At 39.2% G+C, this 15,472-nt stretch carries 13 protein-coding genes; 6 read left to right on the forward strand and 7 right to left on the reverse strand.

Features of this window, described 5'->3' with window-relative positions; genetic code table 11:
* The first annotated feature begins 113 nt into the window (after positions 1–113).
* Complete coding sequence (locus tag BLR27_RS06620; RefSeq protein ID WP_090702388.1) at positions 114–788, forward strand: TetR/AcrR family transcriptional regulator; 675 nt, start codon at positions 114–116, stop codon at positions 786–788.
* A 4-nt stretch (positions 789–792) separates the two neighbouring features.
* On the opposite strand, the gene BLR27_RS06625 is transcribed toward BLR27_RS06620, so the two are convergent.
* Positions 793–1,776 (reverse strand): nitrilase family protein, encoded by a 984-nt coding sequence (locus BLR27_RS06625; RefSeq protein ID WP_245704461.1) that lies wholly within the window; start codon positions 1,774–1,776, stop codon positions 793–795.
* Between the two features lie 970 nt (positions 1,777–2,746).
* Between BLR27_RS06625 and BLR27_RS06630 the strand changes: the two genes are divergently transcribed.
* Positions 2,747–3,760 carry a dipeptide epimerase gene (locus BLR27_RS06630; RefSeq protein WP_090702391.1) on the forward strand — a complete coding sequence of 338 codons (1,014 nt, stop codon included), beginning with the start codon at positions 2,747–2,749 and terminating at the stop codon, positions 3,758–3,760.
* Positions 3,761–3,771: 11 nt separating this feature from the next.
* On the opposite strand, the gene BLR27_RS06635 is transcribed toward BLR27_RS06630, so the two are convergent.
* The gene (locus tag BLR27_RS06635) at positions 3,772–3,963 is read right to left on the reverse strand and encodes a DUF6358 family protein (protein ID WP_090702395.1); all 192 of its coding nucleotides are present in this window, start codon (positions 3,961–3,963) and stop codon (positions 3,772–3,774) included.
* Between the two features lie 6 nt (positions 3,964–3,969).
* Positions 3,970–4,287 (reverse strand): rhodanese-like domain-containing protein, encoded by a 318-nt coding sequence (locus BLR27_RS06640; protein ID WP_090702399.1) that lies wholly within the window; start codon positions 4,285–4,287, stop codon positions 3,970–3,972.
* A 139-nt stretch (positions 4,288–4,426) separates the two neighbouring features.
* On the opposite strand from BLR27_RS06640, the gene BLR27_RS06645 reads away from it, so the two are divergent.
* Genes BLR27_RS06645 through BLR27_RS06655 form a run of 3 tightly spaced genes read left to right on the forward strand, consistent with a single transcriptional unit; the run spans position 4,427 to position 8,763 of the window.
* Entirely contained in the window at positions 4,427–5,536 is a 1,110-nt protein-coding gene (locus BLR27_RS06645) for a DUF4407 domain-containing protein (RefSeq protein WP_090702403.1), read from the forward strand.
* 56 nt (positions 5,537–5,592) lie between these two features.
* Positions 5,593–7,410: a M61 family metallopeptidase gene (locus BLR27_RS06650; protein WP_090702406.1), complete on the forward strand. Its 1,818-nt coding sequence runs from the start codon at positions 5,593–5,595 to the stop codon at positions 7,408–7,410.
* Positions 7,411–7,461: 51 nt separating this feature from the next.
* Complete coding sequence (locus tag BLR27_RS06655; RefSeq protein WP_090702409.1) at positions 7,462–8,763, forward strand: M20/M25/M40 family metallo-hydrolase; 1,302 nt, start codon at positions 7,462–7,464, stop codon at positions 8,761–8,763.
* 12 nt (positions 8,764–8,775) lie between these two features.
* Here BLR27_RS06655 and BLR27_RS06660 read toward each other — a convergent pair whose 3' ends face one another.
* From BLR27_RS06660 to BLR27_RS06675, 4 genes are all read right to left on the reverse strand, one after another.
* A complete protein-coding gene (locus tag BLR27_RS06660; protein WP_090702413.1) occupies positions 8,776–9,264 on the reverse strand; it encodes a GNAT family N-acetyltransferase in 489 nt (162 codons plus the stop codon).
* A gap of 1 nt (position 9,265) precedes the next feature.
* On the reverse strand, positions 9,266–9,832 hold the full coding sequence (locus tag BLR27_RS06665) for a hypothetical protein (protein ID WP_090702416.1): 567 nt from the start codon (positions 9,830–9,832) through the stop codon (positions 9,266–9,268).
* Between the two features lie 36 nt (positions 9,833–9,868).
* Positions 9,869–10,504: a thiamine phosphate synthase gene (locus BLR27_RS06670; protein WP_090702420.1), complete on the reverse strand. Its 636-nt coding sequence runs from the start codon at positions 10,502–10,504 to the stop codon at positions 9,869–9,871.
* 77 nt (positions 10,505–10,581) lie between these two features.
* The gene (locus tag BLR27_RS06675; RefSeq protein ID WP_317040451.1) at positions 10,582–12,948 is read right to left on the reverse strand and encodes a TonB-dependent receptor; all 2,367 of its coding nucleotides are present in this window, start codon (positions 12,946–12,948) and stop codon (positions 10,582–10,584) included.
* A 710-nt stretch (positions 12,949–13,658) separates the two neighbouring features.
* Between BLR27_RS06675 and aspS the strand changes: the two genes are divergently transcribed.
* Positions 13,659–15,404: an aspartate--tRNA ligase gene (gene aspS, locus BLR27_RS06685; protein ID WP_090702428.1), complete on the forward strand. Its 1,746-nt coding sequence runs from the start codon at positions 13,659–13,661 to the stop codon at positions 15,402–15,404.
* Positions 15,405–15,472 lie beyond the last annotated feature (68 nt).

Raw genomic sequence — 15,472 nt, forward strand, 5'->3', positions numbered from 1 at the left:
CATTATTTTAAATGATAGTAATACTATTTCATATAATTGTAAAACTTTTATCTACTTTTGTAATCTGGAAATAATAGCAAACAATTTGTGTTTACTATTGAGAGATCAGATCTATGGAATTACAGCTTCAAATAAAGATGAATGAGAAATTGTTTGTTCGAAACCCCGAGCAGACAGAACTTGGCAGAAAAATAATTGAATTCAGTATTCAGCTTATCCATGAAAATGGTTTTGAAGCATTTACATTTAAAAAGCTGGCAGAATTGATTGGCTCAACAGAGGCTGGTATTTACCGCTACTTTGAGAATAAGCATCGATTACTGATCTATCTTACTGCATGGTATTGGAGCTGGCTTGAATTCAGAGTTACTTTTCATCTGAATAACATTTCAGATCCAACCATTAAGTTAAAGAAGCTCATTCAATTACTTGCTGCTAATGTTGTAGATGATGACAGTACAATTTATGTCAATGAAAGTCTGTTGCATCAAATAGTAATTGCTGAAGGTTCTAAAGCATACCTGACCAAACATGTTTCTGAAGATAACAAAGACAGATTATTCAAACCGTATAAAGATCTATGTTCTTTGATCGCAGCTATCATTCTGGAATACAATCCAACTTATACACATCCCCGTTCACTTGCTACCACCATAATAGAAATGGCACATTTACAAGTGTTTTTTATGCATCATCTGCCTTCACTCACAGATTTTGGGGATAGTAAAGATGAACAGCTAGTGGTTGATTTTCTGGAAGATCTGGTATTTTGCAGTATTCGTAAATAGTATATCAATTCTCTTTTTTACTTCCTGAATTTAGCCAGACCACATTCAGCTCAGCCTGGTGCTCTTTACCTAGAATATCTCTGTAAAGATCTGGCCTTCTTGCTTTTGTATAGCGATATCCTCCTGCCAATTTAAGGTTTTCGGGGATTAGTGTTGTGCTCACCAGTGAGTCATCAAAAGATCTGCACTCTGCCAGAATATCGCCAAATGGATCAATGATCATGGAACATCCATTTTTTAGCTGGTCATCATCCATCCCGATCGGATTAGAGAAAACAGCATATATTCCATTATCATATGCTCTGGAAGGCAGCCATTTCATCAGCCATTCTCTTCCTTTCATCCCATCAAATTCCAGGCGAAGTGAGGTTGGGTCATTTTCGCGGTTCTGCCATAAGGCAGGATCCACAAAACCGGCACCCGGTCTTGTAGAAGGAGTGCACATAGTCACATGAGGCATAAATATCATATCAGCACCCAATAATGCGGTAGCTCTTACGTTTTCGATCACATTATTATCGTAGCAGATCAGTATTCCGCATTTCCATCCGTGGAGTTCGAAAACTGTATAACTATTTCCGGGGTTTAAATGGGAATTGATAAATGGGTGCAATTTTCTATGCCTTGCAATCAGGCCATTTTTATCTACACATACATATGCCTTAAATATCTTATCATCTTTATCTTTCTCAAAAAGACCCGCCAGTATAGTGATATCATGCTTTTTTGCGATCTCAGATAATTTCAGGATACTTGGTCCTTCGGGAATAAGTTCAGATACCTCAAGCATCTTATCTTTTGTTAAATGCCTGGCAAAGGTGTATCCGGTAATTGAACATTCATGGAATGCAATTACTTTTGAACCTTCAGCTGCTGCCTGTTTGGCAAGTTTATCAATTACTGATAAATTATATTCTTTATCGCCGCTTTTGTTCTCAAACTGAGCTGTAGATATCTTTAATTTTTCCATTTCTTTATAAATATTCATTAGTATCCAGGTATAAATATAAAGATTTCATAATATTGAAATCATCCCGCTCATGCCGGGTGAGGGCACTTACTTTTCCCTTCAGCTGGAAAAGTAAGCAAAAGAGCCGCGGCTTCCCGGTATTTGTTGTAAATCCACCCTTTATCCTATCGGTGTAATCCAAGCCGTGTTAAGGGAAGTGAAATATATGAATGGATCCTGCAACACTTCTCTGGATTACTTAAAGGCAGTGACTCATGATCGTTAATGCAAAGATAAAGCACGTCTTTACTGCCAAATCCCAGGAGGCCGATCTCTGCAATCAGCAATACCGGTAATTTATGAACGGTTGTTACCCATCGCACTGCCCTCAGCTACCATTCATATCAGATAAACGGTTCCGAAGAACGCTTCAATCTCCAGTGCCGGAAAAATCATAAAAGAGTTGCAGGTACATTCTGATTGCACTGGCAAGCATTAGATTTTGGGATGATACCCGGGACGGCTTTCATATTTTGGTATCCCCCAAAAGCAGCGATCCCTCTTTTTTGATGTGTGTTGGACATGTGGCCAAAGGCACCTAGGGATTGAAGAAGGCTTTTGGGTACTTTTGGCCTTCAAAAGTACCGAGCCCACCCGGCGAAAGAGGGTGACAAGGATATGCAAGAGGCTTTCTTTAACTCAACAACACTCTCAATTTAAAGGCATAAATAAAGGTTCCTTGCTATTCCTGAATTTAATCCCAAAACAGTGATTAACACCCCCTGTATAACACGCTAAAAAATCCAGCACTAAAGCTATAAAATTAACAATCAGGCAGATTTTTACAGGCTTTGAAATGATTTTTTAAGGAATTTTGTTTTGGAAACAAAACCAGCGTTTTGAAAATTATTTTCACTAAACCATTTTACCGGATCAAGGGGAATAAAAATATCATAAAACAGTGGCTCCCTGCCATAAATTTCGTTATTTCGTGCATTAATTTATTCCCATGAAGATCAGCTACAAACCTTTTGAGCTTAACCTAAAGCACCCTTTTACCATTGCTAAGTTTTCCCGCACTTCTACTCCGATCATGCTGATGGAGATCAGTCATGAAGGGTATACCGGATATGGAGAAGCCTCAATGGTACCTTATATGGGTGAGAACATTGAATCTGCTACGGCATTCATGGCAAAAGTGGATCTTTCCTGGCTTAAAGCGCCTTTTGATTTTGATGAAGTGATTGCCTATCTGGATAGTATAGCTCCCGGAAATCCAAATATAAAAGCTGCGGTGGATATAGCACTCCATGACCTTCGGGGTAAGATCGAACAAAAGCCATGTTATCAATACTTCGGTTCAGATCCTTCAAAAATGCCTCCTACTTCCTACACACTTGGAATTGATACGCCTGAAGTGCTCTTGCAAAAGATCAAGGAAGGCGAAAATTGTCATATAATTAAGGTAAAACTGGGAAGAGATAATGATAAGGAACTCATCAATACGATTCGTTCAGCTACTGATAAACCATTATATGTAGATGCTAATCAGGGGTGGACAGATAAGCAGCAGGGCCTTGATATGGTGCACTGGCTGCATGAGCAGGGAGTTGTATTAATTGAGCAGCCGATGGCTAAAGACGACATTGATTCCAATGCCTGGATCACTGAACGAAGTCCGATTGCCATAGTTGGAGATGAATCTGTTCAACGATTTGCAGATGTAGAAAAAGCGCAGGGTGTTTATCATGCCATTAATATGAAGCTTATGAAAAGCGCCGGCATGCATGAAGGCTACCGGATGATCATGAAAGCAAAGGAGCTTGGATTGAAAACAATGATCGGCTGTATGAGTGAAACCAGTTGCGGAACACTAGCTGCCGCAGCATTAGCTCCACTCTGCGATTGGGCAGATCTTGACGGACCATTCTTAACCAGCAACAATCCATATAGAGATCCTGAATTTAAGGATGGGAAATGGGTGCTTTCTGACTTAGCGGGACTAGGATTAATAAAATCTTAAGGATAAAGATCTTATTTTCCTCTATTGGTAAGGCTTCTTACGCTTTTTACAAGCCTGAATTTGAGATAAATCAGCATTGCTAGTGGTGGTATTCCGGCAAACAGGTATAAATAATACTTGTTTTTAAATGACCATGCGAGAGAAATAACAACAACAATAATTGCTACGTTCAGGAATATATTTAATAAGATTTTTTTAAGCATATCGAATTAATAAACCGGCATATCTGGTTCAAATTCTGCTTTCCATGCAAGAATACCACCTTTTAAATTATAAAGATTAGTATATCCTAATTGTTGTTCCAACTGATTCAGGGCAGCTGCACTTCTTGCTCCGCTGCGGCACTGCATGATCACAGGTTTATCCTTGCTTATTTTTGATGCTTCAAGTATAACCCCTGCAAGCGGAATGTTCAAGCCATTCAGATTAGACATTTCATATTCAAAAGTCTCACGCACATCGATCAATTGGAAATCTTCCTTATTGTCGATCATCTTCTTAAGTTCCAGTACAGTTATTTCCTTCATGGTGATTTTATAAAATGTAAAGGTACGGTTTTCTATAAATATTAGTAAATAACTGGCATGTTGAAATATAATCTTTGATCTGTAACATGTTGGCACATCAGGCGTTTAATAAAATAATTCTATTGCTGTTTTATCCCAAATGGAAAATCTAACCCAATTTTTCTGGTTTTGCTCCGGTGCACATGTTGATACCTTAAAAAAGTATCCTACGGAACATAATAAATATGTAGGTATTGGTGCAACTATCTTTTTTACAGCCCTTTTTGCAGCATTATCCGGAGGCTATGCTATGTACTTCGTTTTTGCCGGAAGCCCAACTGCGGTTATTTTTGCTATTTTTTTCGGAATTATCTGGGGACTCGCCATATTCAATATGGATAGATATATCGTTTCCAGTATCAGTAAAAGCGGCAGTACAAATCAGCAGATCCTGCAGGCTACCCCCAGAATTTTACTGGCTATAATGATAGGAATTGTTATCTCAAGGCCCCTGGAACTAAAAATATTCGATAAAGAGATCCGTCAGCAGTTAAAAACAAGTTACCTCAACGGCCAGCGTTCAAGAATTGATACATTGAACAGGACTTTTGACCTTAAATATACTGCTGAACTTCAGAAGAACAGTGATCTGAAACGCGAAAAGGATTCATTGGAGAAGGATATTAACCGCTCCAGATATATTCTGAATCAGGAGGTTTTTGGTGATAAAACAAATCAAACATCCGGAATTACAGGCTATGGCACTTATGCCAAACAAAAGGAGTCGATCGTAGTTCAGAAAGAACAGCGGCTGGAGATCGTCCGAAAGGAATTAACTGCAATGGATTCTTTTTTCACTGGCAGGAAAGTTCTTGATGGTTTATCTGATCAACGAATGTTCAGCGGAAAACAGCTTGATAGCCTTGCTAATGTGGCCGGCTTTGCCGACAGGAACCGTGCCCTCGGTCAGCTAACCTTTCAGGAGGATGGCACACGGGATCTGGATAATTATCTTGCCATATCTTTTATTGGTTTCCTTTTCATACTATTCGAATGTTTACCGGTTTTTGTAAAGCTGATGAGCAATAAAGGCCCTTATGACATAGCGCTACAGAATACAGACGATACAGCCATTTATCATTCAGGCAGAACAATGGATAAAGATATATCTGTGATTGATGGGGTACATGATACCAGGGTAAATACTGAAATAGATCAGCAGAAGCGGCAGCTTACCCGCTCCGGAAATATTGACCGGGACCTGGATTAGTACGTTCTTTTTGATCCACAATTTTTCTAACTTCATCCCGCCAATTAAACTGATCAATGAGGACAAGCCTTTTTCTACTAGTATTTTTATTTACTACCCTGAACTTATCAGCTCAGAAACCACTTGAATATAAGATCTCATTTCCAAATGCTGTTCATCATGAGGCAGAAGTTGAACTGCTTATTCCCGATGTTCCTGCTGGTCCCTTAATATTTCGGATGAGCCGGTCTTCACCAGGCAGATATGCTACCCATGAGTTTGGTAAGAATGTTTATGCTGTAAAAGCATTTAATGGGAAAGGGATTGAATTGACAGTAATGCAGGTAGAAGGTGATGTTTACAGCGTGGATAAGCATGATGGAAACCTTAAAATATCTTATACCGTTTTTGGTAACTGGGTAGATGGCACTTACCTGGCAATTGACGAAATTCATGCGCATTTAAATATGCCTGCAGCTTTTATGTGGGTTCCTGTACTCTCCGGAAGGCCAATTCAAATTAAATTCAATGATCTGAATAAATATAATTGGAAAGTTGCCACTCAACTAAAACCTACAGTACTTACAGATACTTATACAGCTCCTGATCTGAATTATTTTATGGATAGTCCGGTTGAACTTTCTGACCATCATTTAACGAGCTGGACAGACCGTAATCCTGATAATACGGAACAGACCATTCGCCTGAGTTCACATGCCATTGATAATAAGGAAGTTGTATCTAATTATGCGAAAATGGTTGAGCGTATGGTTAAAGAATCAAAAGCAGTTTTTGGTGAATTGCCCAGGTTTGATCATGGTACCTATACTTTTTTGCAGGACGTAAGTCAGGATAATGCCGGTGATGGTATGGAGCATAGAAATTCAACTGTGATCAGTGATACTCAGAATAAGATCGCTGGTAGTGAGGAGGATCTTTTGGGTACTTTTTCTCATGAGTTCTTCCATGCCTGGAATGTGGAACGCATTCGTCCGAAGACCCTGGAGCCATTCAATTTTTCTCATGCCAATATGAGCAATGAACTCTGGTTTGCAGAAGGTTTTACACAATATTATGGTAATCTGATCTTAAAGAGGGCAGGTTTCCTTTCTGAAAAGCAATATCATGGGGTACTTTCCGGTATTCTGAATGGAGTATTAAATTCACCAGGTGCTTCAAGCTTCTCTGCACCTCAAATGAGCCGTCGTGCAGTTTTTGTGGATGCCGGAGTTTCTGTCGACAGGAATAATTATGCCAATACCTTCACTTCTTATTATACCTATGGAGCATTTATCGCCATGGGCCTTGATCTTCGTTTACGGTCAGAATTTAATCTGACACTGGATGATTTTATGCAGGCTGTATGGAAAAAACATGGGAAAACTGAAATACCGTATTCAATTCCGGATCTGCAAAATGTGCTCGGAACACTAACCAATACCATGTTTGCAGAAGATTTTTTCCATAGGTACATTCACGGTACTGAAAAGAATGATTATGTAAAGTTGCTGGCAAATGCCGGGCTGGAGCTTCGGAAAGCTGAACCCGGAAAGGCAAGTATTGGGAACCTCAGATTGAATTTGAGACCAACAGATGGAAGGAATATAGTCTCAGCTGCAACTGTCAAGGGAACCGCGGCTTATGAAGCAGGAATTGATATAGGGGATTATATTTCAAGGATTGGCAATGATGATGTGAACGGAAGGCTTGATAGTATCCTCAGTAAATACAAACCAGGCCAAAGCATTTCAGTTACGTTCGAACATAAAGGCAGAATAAAAACTGCCAGTTTAAAACTTCAGGAAAGCAATATACTTGAGGTAGTGGAAAATGAAAAGGCAAGTCCGGAGCAAATCAAGTTCAAAAATAACTGGTTATCATCAAAAATTAAATAGAAACTGAATAAACTCATCCAATGGATTTATTCATTGGGTTAACGCAACAATATGAAAAAAATATACGCAGGCTTAATTGCCATTTTATTTCTGGCATCCTGTTCAGTTCAGAAACCTGAGAAGATCGTTAAAGAGGCTGATGTTGCCCGGATCATAAAAACACTTTCTTCTGATGAAATGGAGGGCAGAGGTACTTTTACCCCGGGTATTGACAAGGCTGCGAAATTTATTGAAAATGAATTTAAGCAGATTGGACTCAAACCATTGGATGGTGATAATGATTTCAGACAAGATTTTAAAGTTAAGAGGTTTAAAGCAGGGGAAATAAGTGCCACAATTAATGGAAAGCTTATTGATCAGCAGAATGTATTGGCCATTTCAGATCTGCCTTCCTTAAAATTCAGCAATACTTCCGGGAATACCATCATTCGTATTGCTGCCGGAGAACAATTCATACAGCGATACAGGGAAATTAGTGCAATGAAAACGCAGGTTCTGGTACTGGTTGATAATCAGCATGCTGCAATCTTTAAACGTCTGAAAGATAATTTTTCAAGAGGCCGAATCGTTGAAAAAGTTAAAGATTCGGGTGCTGCAGTATTTGTACTTGGCGAATCTGATGCAAGTTCATATAGTGTAAGTGCATCTAATATCATTGAGGAGCTTCCCTTGTTTAACGTTGCAGGAATGCTTCCCGGTAAATCGAAAGAAAAGGAACTGGTATTGATCTCTGCTCATTACGACCATCTTGGTATTGTAAAGTCAGTTGATGGTGATTCCATCGCGAATGGTGCAGATGATGATGCCTCAGGAACCACAGCAGTTATCTCTCTGGCAAAATATTATAAGAAATTAAATAATAATGAGCGTACCCTGATATTTGTTGCTTTCACTGCGGAAGAAGTTGGTGGTTTCGGTGCCCGTCATTTTTCATCCTTATTGAATCCTGATGATGTTGTTGCTATGTTTAATATTGAGATGATCGGTAAGGCATCGAAATTTGGTAAAAATGCGGCATTTATTACAGGATACGAAAGGTCAGATTTTGGCGAAATACTTCAGAAAAACCTGGAAGGAACTGATTTCAAATTTCACCCTGATCCATATCCTGCTCAAAATCTATTTTATCGCAGTGATAATGCTACTCTTGCTGCTCTGGGAGTTCCGGCACATACGATTTCAACGGATGAGATCGATATAGATAAGTTTTATCATACCGTAAATGATGAATTTGAAACACTTGCTGTATCTAATATATGGGCAACAATTAAGGCAATTGCATTAAGTTCAAGAAGCATTATTGCAGGAACTGATACACCAAAAAGGATCCCGAAATTAAACAGCAGACCGTAATTTAGCGGCTAATCAGAGATTTTTCCTCATCACATAATCATTCAATACAAAGTGATGGTAATTGATATCTACAGTCTGGTAGATATCAAAGCCTGACTTTATATAAAAGTGATGTGCCGGATTTCCTCTGTTTACGTTTAATTCAAGGATCTTTCCACCCTTTGCTTTGGCTAATGAGGAAACCTGCGCGATTAGTTTTTTACCTGTTCCGTGGCCCTGTTCTGTTGGCAGAACATAGAGCTTATGAAGTTTAAAGACCTGATTTTCCGGATCTGTCAGAGAATATCCTGCAAAAGCAATCGGAATACTCTCTCTTTCAGCTATCAGGAATTCAATCCCTGAGTTCATTTGTTCTAATAAGCTTTCTGCAGAATACATATCATTCAGCATAAAACTGATTTGCTCATCAGAAATGATATTCCGGTAGCTTGGCCACCATATTTTTTCCGCAAGTTCATTGATCGCCGGAATGTCAAGTTCTGAAGCTTGCCTGATAATCATATTAAATAGATTCTGAAATAAAAATAAATGGCTGCTCAAAAGTCAGGGAATAGAAACCGTCTTTTTCTGTTTCCAGTATGTGATCTTCTAGTTTTCTTAGTCCGCTTGTTTGGAGCTTATGAACCTCATGAAGTATTTGTATTACTTCTCCGGCGGGTTGCCACTTACTAAAACCAGATCGTACCGGAAATATTTTTTTATCTCCAATGAAGACCACAATATCCAGATCATCCACAAACAGGACATAGTCTTTCAAAACAAACTCATTGGTAATAATGTTCACTGCCGGGTATTGCTCACCTACCAGAAATTTCAGGGCATCTTCAAGTGGTTCAATGTCTGTAAGGATCAGCCTGGTACTTTCCTGTGCATAGAAATCAGGATCCTTTGTTACCACAGCATCAACCTTAAATGCCATTGAATCAACGAGCTCATAAATATCTTCATGAACGATAACTGTTGGGCTCCATTCCAGTATCTGTCCCAGATTTTCATTCTCAAAACCATCAAGGCTTATGATCAGTAAAGCGGGCTCCTGTTTTTCGCGAACTACGTGATGTGAAGACATACATCAAAAGTAACAAAGCCTTTTCAATGTTTTGCTCTAATAGATCTTTTTGTAAAATTCTCTGATCATAATTCCTGGTGAATCCGAAGAGTTTACGGCTGCAGAAACTGCTATTCCATAAATTCCAGTGTTTAAAACTGCTTCGGTATCTTCAAAATTAATACCGCCAACAGCTAATAATGGAAGATCAATTCCTAGTTCTGTCATCTTATCAGCAATTTCTTTGTAGCCTTCTGTTCCCAGCAGTGGATAATCATTCGGTTTTGTTTTTGTGACAGAAAATGGTCCGCATCCTGCATAATCTACAGCACCCGAGGCATATATCCTTTGAATATCTTCAATGGTATTGGCAGAGGCTCCCAATGTTTTTTCATCGCTGATTATTTCGCGGATAGCAGAAAAGTCAGCATCCATATCTTCAATATGCACTCCCTGTGCATCCACCTGGTCAAGTAAATGATAATGGTCTGTTAGGATCAGCGTAGCCCCCCAATCATCGCAGATGGAGGCTATCTGATGTATTTCCCGGATCAACTCCTCCTCAGCTTTTGAAAAACAACGATATTGAATCCAGTTTGCTCCTGCTTTACAGGCAATTTCTGCTTGTTCAATATGAGTCCGATGCGGAAGATCCTGCGTCAGGTAATGGAATTTAGAGATGTATTTTTTCATAGATAACAATTTAGGCTTTCCCTTTCTGTCCCATTCCGTCCCGGATTCAATCCGGGACGGGATTAGGACAGGAAATATTAAAATTTCAAGCTCAATGAAAGTAAAAAATTACGGGTTGCCTGTGGATAATAAAAATTCTCCGTTGTAAAATCTCCTCCATACATGTAACTGAATGTATATCCGTTAGCTTCATACAATTCAGAGAATACATTATTAACCAAAAGTGTCAGTCCGATATTTTTTAATCCTTTGAATGATGTATTATATCTTAAACGCAGATCATTGACAAAAAAGGCATCCAGTTTGCGTTGCGAATTGGACGTATTGTCAAGATATTGCTCAGATACATATTTGCTCAGCAAGGCAATTTCTGTTTTTTTGAATGGAAGAAAACTGATTTCACTGGAGCTAATAAATGTTGGTGAAAATGCAAGATCAGTATTTTTGTAATTTGTTATGATCTGGCCGCCATTATCATAATCATCTGAATACTCAGTGAAATTTTTGATCTTATTATCACTTAAAGATGCGGTTAAACTCCAGAATAAACTATTGTTTATTTGAACCTTTGTATCCATCTCCAATCCATATCTATAGCTTTTTTCAACATTCTGACGGATATACTCACCTACATCATTCACTTTTCCGGTCAGGACCAGCTGATCTTTATAATACATTGCATAGGCATTGATCCCGGCAGTGAAATTTTCTGCCCTGTGCCTGTAACCCGTCTCGATATCAAGCAAATTTTCTGCAGATGGCCGATTGGAAAGGCTTGAATTTATATAATCATCACGATTCGGTTCTTTGTTAGCTATAGCTATAGAAGCATACACATTATTTCTCTTGTTGACTTCATAACTGAAACCGAGCTTCGGGTTGAAAAAATTCAGCTGATCATTCTGATGAAGGTTCATCCTGTTCTTATCAGTACCACTCACCTTGTAATTCACGCTTCGGTACTGAAGATCTGCAAACAGGTTTAGGTTTCCAAGTTTGAATTCTGCTTTTGCAAACGTATTAAAATCAGTTTTGAAACCATTCCCTTTGTAATAGGGTGTTATGCTGTTTCCTATCGGGATGAACTGCCCTCTGATCACTTCGCCAAAATGATCACCATCATATTCATTATATGCTCCGCCCAGGGTGTAACTGATGTTTCCTGATGGTCGGTAGTCTAATGAATAAGTCAGGCCATAGAAATTATTGTCAAGCCAGCGGCGCCTTACGAGGTCGCTTCTGTTGTTTGTGATCCCGCCTGCAGGAAATGGTGCAATTCCATAATTAGCAAGATTTTGATCTTCCTTAAACTCTTCATAATAGCCACGGCCTTTGGTATAATGCAGTGCAGTATTGGCTGAAAATACAGATGAAAACGTATGGGAATATAATAGCTGATAATGATCCTGAACATAATTATCTGTCTGGTCATCGTAGGTAAAACTATTAAAGGTTCTATTGGTCTTCAGCAAATTCTGCGGGACACCATTCCATGCCTGGTAAGTTTTTTCAGAGCCAGAGAATACGTTAGCGCGAAGCAGGTCTTTTTTACCATAATAGGCAGCACTTAAAAAGTATGATTTCAGCATGGATGAACCACGGTCAATATAACCATCCGACTGGATCCTGGAAAGCCTGCCATCAAAACTGAATTTATTATTGATCAGACCCGTGCCTGCATTGATCGTATTTTTTATAGTCTGATAGGATCCAAAGGTGTTATTCAATTCGGCATATGCTGAATCCCTTTTGGTGGTAGTCTGAATATTTAAACTACCTCCAAAGGCACCTGCTCCATTTGTAGATGTTCCAACACCACGCTGTATCTGAATATTATCAACAGATGATGCAAAATCGGGCAGGTTTACCCAATAGGTTCCCTGACTTTCTGGGTCATTATACGGAATGCCATTTATAGTAACATTCAACCGGGTTGGATCGCTTCCGCGGATGCGGATCCCGGTATAACCAACACCATTTCCTGCATCAGAACTAACCACCACTGATGGAGTCTGATTCAGCAGGAAGGGCAGATCCTGACCAAGATTATTCTTTTCCAGTTGCTCTTTGCTGATATTGCTGTAGGTACTTGCAGAGTTTTCGGAGGCCCTTGTTGCCCTGACCAAAACTTCATCGGCTAAAAGACTGTTTTGAATTAGTTCAAGGTTAAGACTGATATTTCCGTTCAAACTGATAGAACGTTCAAGGGTCTGATAACCAAGAAAGCTAACTTTGACAAGATAATTTCCGGGTTTTAAATTTTTAAGTGTGTAGTTTCCTGATGCATCTGTACGGGAGGAAGAATAGGTATTTTCTAAGCCGACACTGGCTCCGATAAGGGCCGAACCTGAATTTTTGTCTGAAATTTTCCCACTGATAGAAAATTGAGCTGAAGCCATAAAGGGCAGCAGTACCGCCGCAGCGATGAATAATAACTTTTTCAATTTGAATTGTTTAATTAGTTAAAAATCCTGCATAATGGGGTTATATGCAGTTCATTAACTTGTACCTCCCTACGCCGGCATTATCCGGATCAGGTGCTCTCAGGAGTTAAGAATTATGAGTTTGATTCTTAAGTGTTCTAGACCACTTATAACTTACCACTTATAACTTTTTACTCCATCGATGGGTATATTCTCAGCCTGTTTTTGTGTTTGATTTCGCAAACAAGGCACCCCTATTGATGTGGCAAATATATAGAAAAATTCATATTTTAGAACAAATCATTCAAGGCATGATAAAATCAGCAATGTTAAGACTCAAACCTGAATTGGTATTTTCACTACTCATTGCAGTCTTTTTATCTCTCTTATCTTTTCTATATAGATGAAGCTAAATATTCCTTTGACGGAATTTTTGAATTTACCAATCTGATTTTCCTGGGAGTTTATACTGTGATCTTCTTTTGTATCCAAAAGCTTATTCAAATGGGATTGGGAAGCATTGGATTAATCAGGAACAAATCCTTACTCGTTTAAAGTATTGTTTCTGCGTTTGTTTTGCCCGGACATTTATTTATATTTTTCATAATCATTTCATAGCAAAATACCTGAAATTCACCTTTGGGGTGAGATAATTTATCGTTTTTACAAAAATTCAATAAAATACTTATCATTTTTCTAAAAACTGTACTTTTGCGGATTAGAACAAAATTATGCTCAGAACACACACTTGCGGGGAACTAACCATAAATGATTTAAATAAAGATGTAACTCTTACAGGATGGGTGCAGAAATCACGAGATCTGGGAGGAATGACCTTTGTTGATATGCGTGATCGCTATGGAATTACCCAATTGACTTTCAATTCGGATGACAACGCTGAATTGAGAGCTCAGGCACGTGAATTAGGTCGTGAATTTGTTATCCGTGTGGCAGGTAAAGTGATTGAGCGTTCTAACAAAAACCTTAAAATGAATACTGGCGAAATTGAGATCAAGGTTGCAAAGCTTGAATTGCTCAATGCAGCTAAGCTCCCGCCTTTCCTAATCGAGGATGAAACCGATGGTGGTGATGACCTGCGATTAAAATACCGTTATCTTGATCTGCGCCGTAACCCGGTAAGAAATAATCTGGTTTTACGCCATAAAATGGCTCAGGAGGTTAGAAAATACCTGGATGGTTTAGACTTTATCGAAGTAGAAACTCCTGTTCTGATTAAATCTACTCCCGAAGGAGCACGTGATTTTGTGGTTCCAAGCAGAATGAATCCCGGTGAGTTTTATGCATTGCCGCAGTCGCCTCAAACGTTCAAGCAATTGTTGATGGTTTCTGGTTTCGACCGTTATTTTCAGATCGTAAAATGCTTCCGTGATGAAGATCTTCGCGCCGACAGGCAGCCTGAATTTACGCAGATCGATTGTGAAATGGCCTTCATTGAGCAGGAAGATATTTTAAATGTTTTTGAAGGACTGATCCGTCAGTTATTCAAAAATGTAAAGGGTGTTGAGCTGGCAGAGGTGCCAAGAATGCAATATGCAGATGCCATGCGCTTGTATGGTTCTGATAAACCGGATACCCGTTTTGACATGCAGTTTGTTGAACTTAATGATATTGTGAAGGGAGTTGGATTCCCTGTTTTCGACAGTGCTGAACTTGTTATTGGGATCAATGCAAAGGGATGTGCTGAATATACCAGAAAACAAATTGATGAGCTGACCGATTTCATAAAACGTCCCCAAATAGGTGCTACAGGTTTAATTTACTTACGTCATGGAGCTGATGGAAGCTTGAAATCATCTGTAGACAAGTTCTACAATGAAGATGAGCTTAAAAAATGGTCTGCAGCATTTAATACAGAACCTGGTGACCTGATCCTGATCATGGCCGGGCAGACTGATAAAGTTCGGAAGCAATTGAGCGAACTTCGTCTTGAAATGGGTAACCGTTTGGGCTTACGTGATAAGAATGTATATGCCCCACTCTGGGTTCTTGATTTCCCACTATTAGAATGGGATGAGGAAAGCCAGCGTTATCATGCTATGCATCATCCTTTCACCTCTCCTAAGCCTGAAGATATCGCGATGCTGGATACTAATCCCGGACAAGTCCGTGCAAATGCCTACGATATGGTAGTGAATGGTACTGAGGTAGGTGGTGGTTCGATCCGTATCCACGACAGAGATCTGCAGTCATTGATGTTTAAGCATCTGGGATTCACCGTTGAAGAAGCTCAAAAACAATTCGGATTCCTTCTCGATGCTTTTGAATATGGCGCTCCTCCGCATGGTGGTATTGCCTTTGGTTTCGACAGATTGGTTTCGATCTTCGCCGGACTCGATTCTATCCGCGATGTGATCGCATTCCCTAAAAATAATTCTGGCAGGGATGTGATGATCGATTCTCCTTCAACAATCGCCGATGAACAATTGAAAGAACTGAAGATCAAAACAACGGTGTAATGTCCTCTGGCAGCATTCTGACTTGATTTCTATTTTATATTTTAGCATAATCAGTAGTCTTTTTAAGA

Origin of the sequence: Daejeonella rubra (assembly GCF_900103545.1) — a bacterium.
In the GTDB taxonomy this organism is placed as follows: Bacteria; Bacteroidota; Bacteroidia; order Sphingobacteriales; family Sphingobacteriaceae; genus Daejeonella; species Daejeonella rubra.

What these genes read in the sequence shown, in the direction of transcription:
- BLR27_RS06670 (WP_090702420.1), bottom strand. Translation starts at nt 10,504, where the DNA reads ATGAAAAAATACATCTCTAAATTCCATTACCTGACGCAGGATCTTCCG.
- BLR27_RS06625 (WP_245704461.1), bottom strand. Translation starts at nt 1,776, where the DNA reads ATGAATATTTATAAAGAAATGGAAAAATTAAAGATATCTACAGCTCAG.
- BLR27_RS06630 (WP_090702391.1), top strand. Translation starts at nt 2,747, where the DNA reads ATGAAGATCAGCTACAAACCTTTTGAGCTTAACCTAAAGCACCCTTTT.
- BLR27_RS06660 (WP_090702413.1), bottom strand. Translation starts at nt 9,264, where the DNA reads ATGATTATCAGGCAAGCTTCAGAACTTGACATTCCGGCGATCAATGAA.
- BLR27_RS06650 (WP_090702406.1), top strand. Translation starts at nt 5,593, where the DNA reads ATGAGGACAAGCCTTTTTCTACTAGTATTTTTATTTACTACCCTGAAC.
- BLR27_RS06620 (WP_090702388.1), top strand. Translation starts at nt 114, where the DNA reads ATGGAATTACAGCTTCAAATAAAGATGAATGAGAAATTGTTTGTTCGA.
- BLR27_RS06665 (WP_090702416.1), bottom strand. Translation starts at nt 9,832, where the DNA reads ATGTCTTCACATCACGTAGTTCGCGAAAAACAGGAGCCCGCTTTACTG.
- aspS (WP_090702428.1), top strand. Translation starts at nt 13,659, where the DNA reads ATGCTCAGAACACACACTTGCGGGGAACTAACCATAAATGATTTAAAT.
- BLR27_RS06635 (WP_090702395.1), bottom strand. Translation starts at nt 3,963, where the DNA reads ATGCTTAAAAAAATCTTATTAAATATATTCCTGAACGTAGCAATTATT.
- BLR27_RS06645 (WP_090702403.1), top strand. Translation starts at nt 4,427, where the DNA reads ATGGAAAATCTAACCCAATTTTTCTGGTTTTGCTCCGGTGCACATGTT.
- BLR27_RS06655 (WP_090702409.1), top strand. Translation starts at nt 7,462, where the DNA reads ATGAAAAAAATATACGCAGGCTTAATTGCCATTTTATTTCTGGCATCC.
- BLR27_RS06640 (WP_090702399.1), bottom strand. Translation starts at nt 4,287, where the DNA reads ATGAAGGAAATAACTGTACTGGAACTTAAGAAGATGATCGACAATAAG.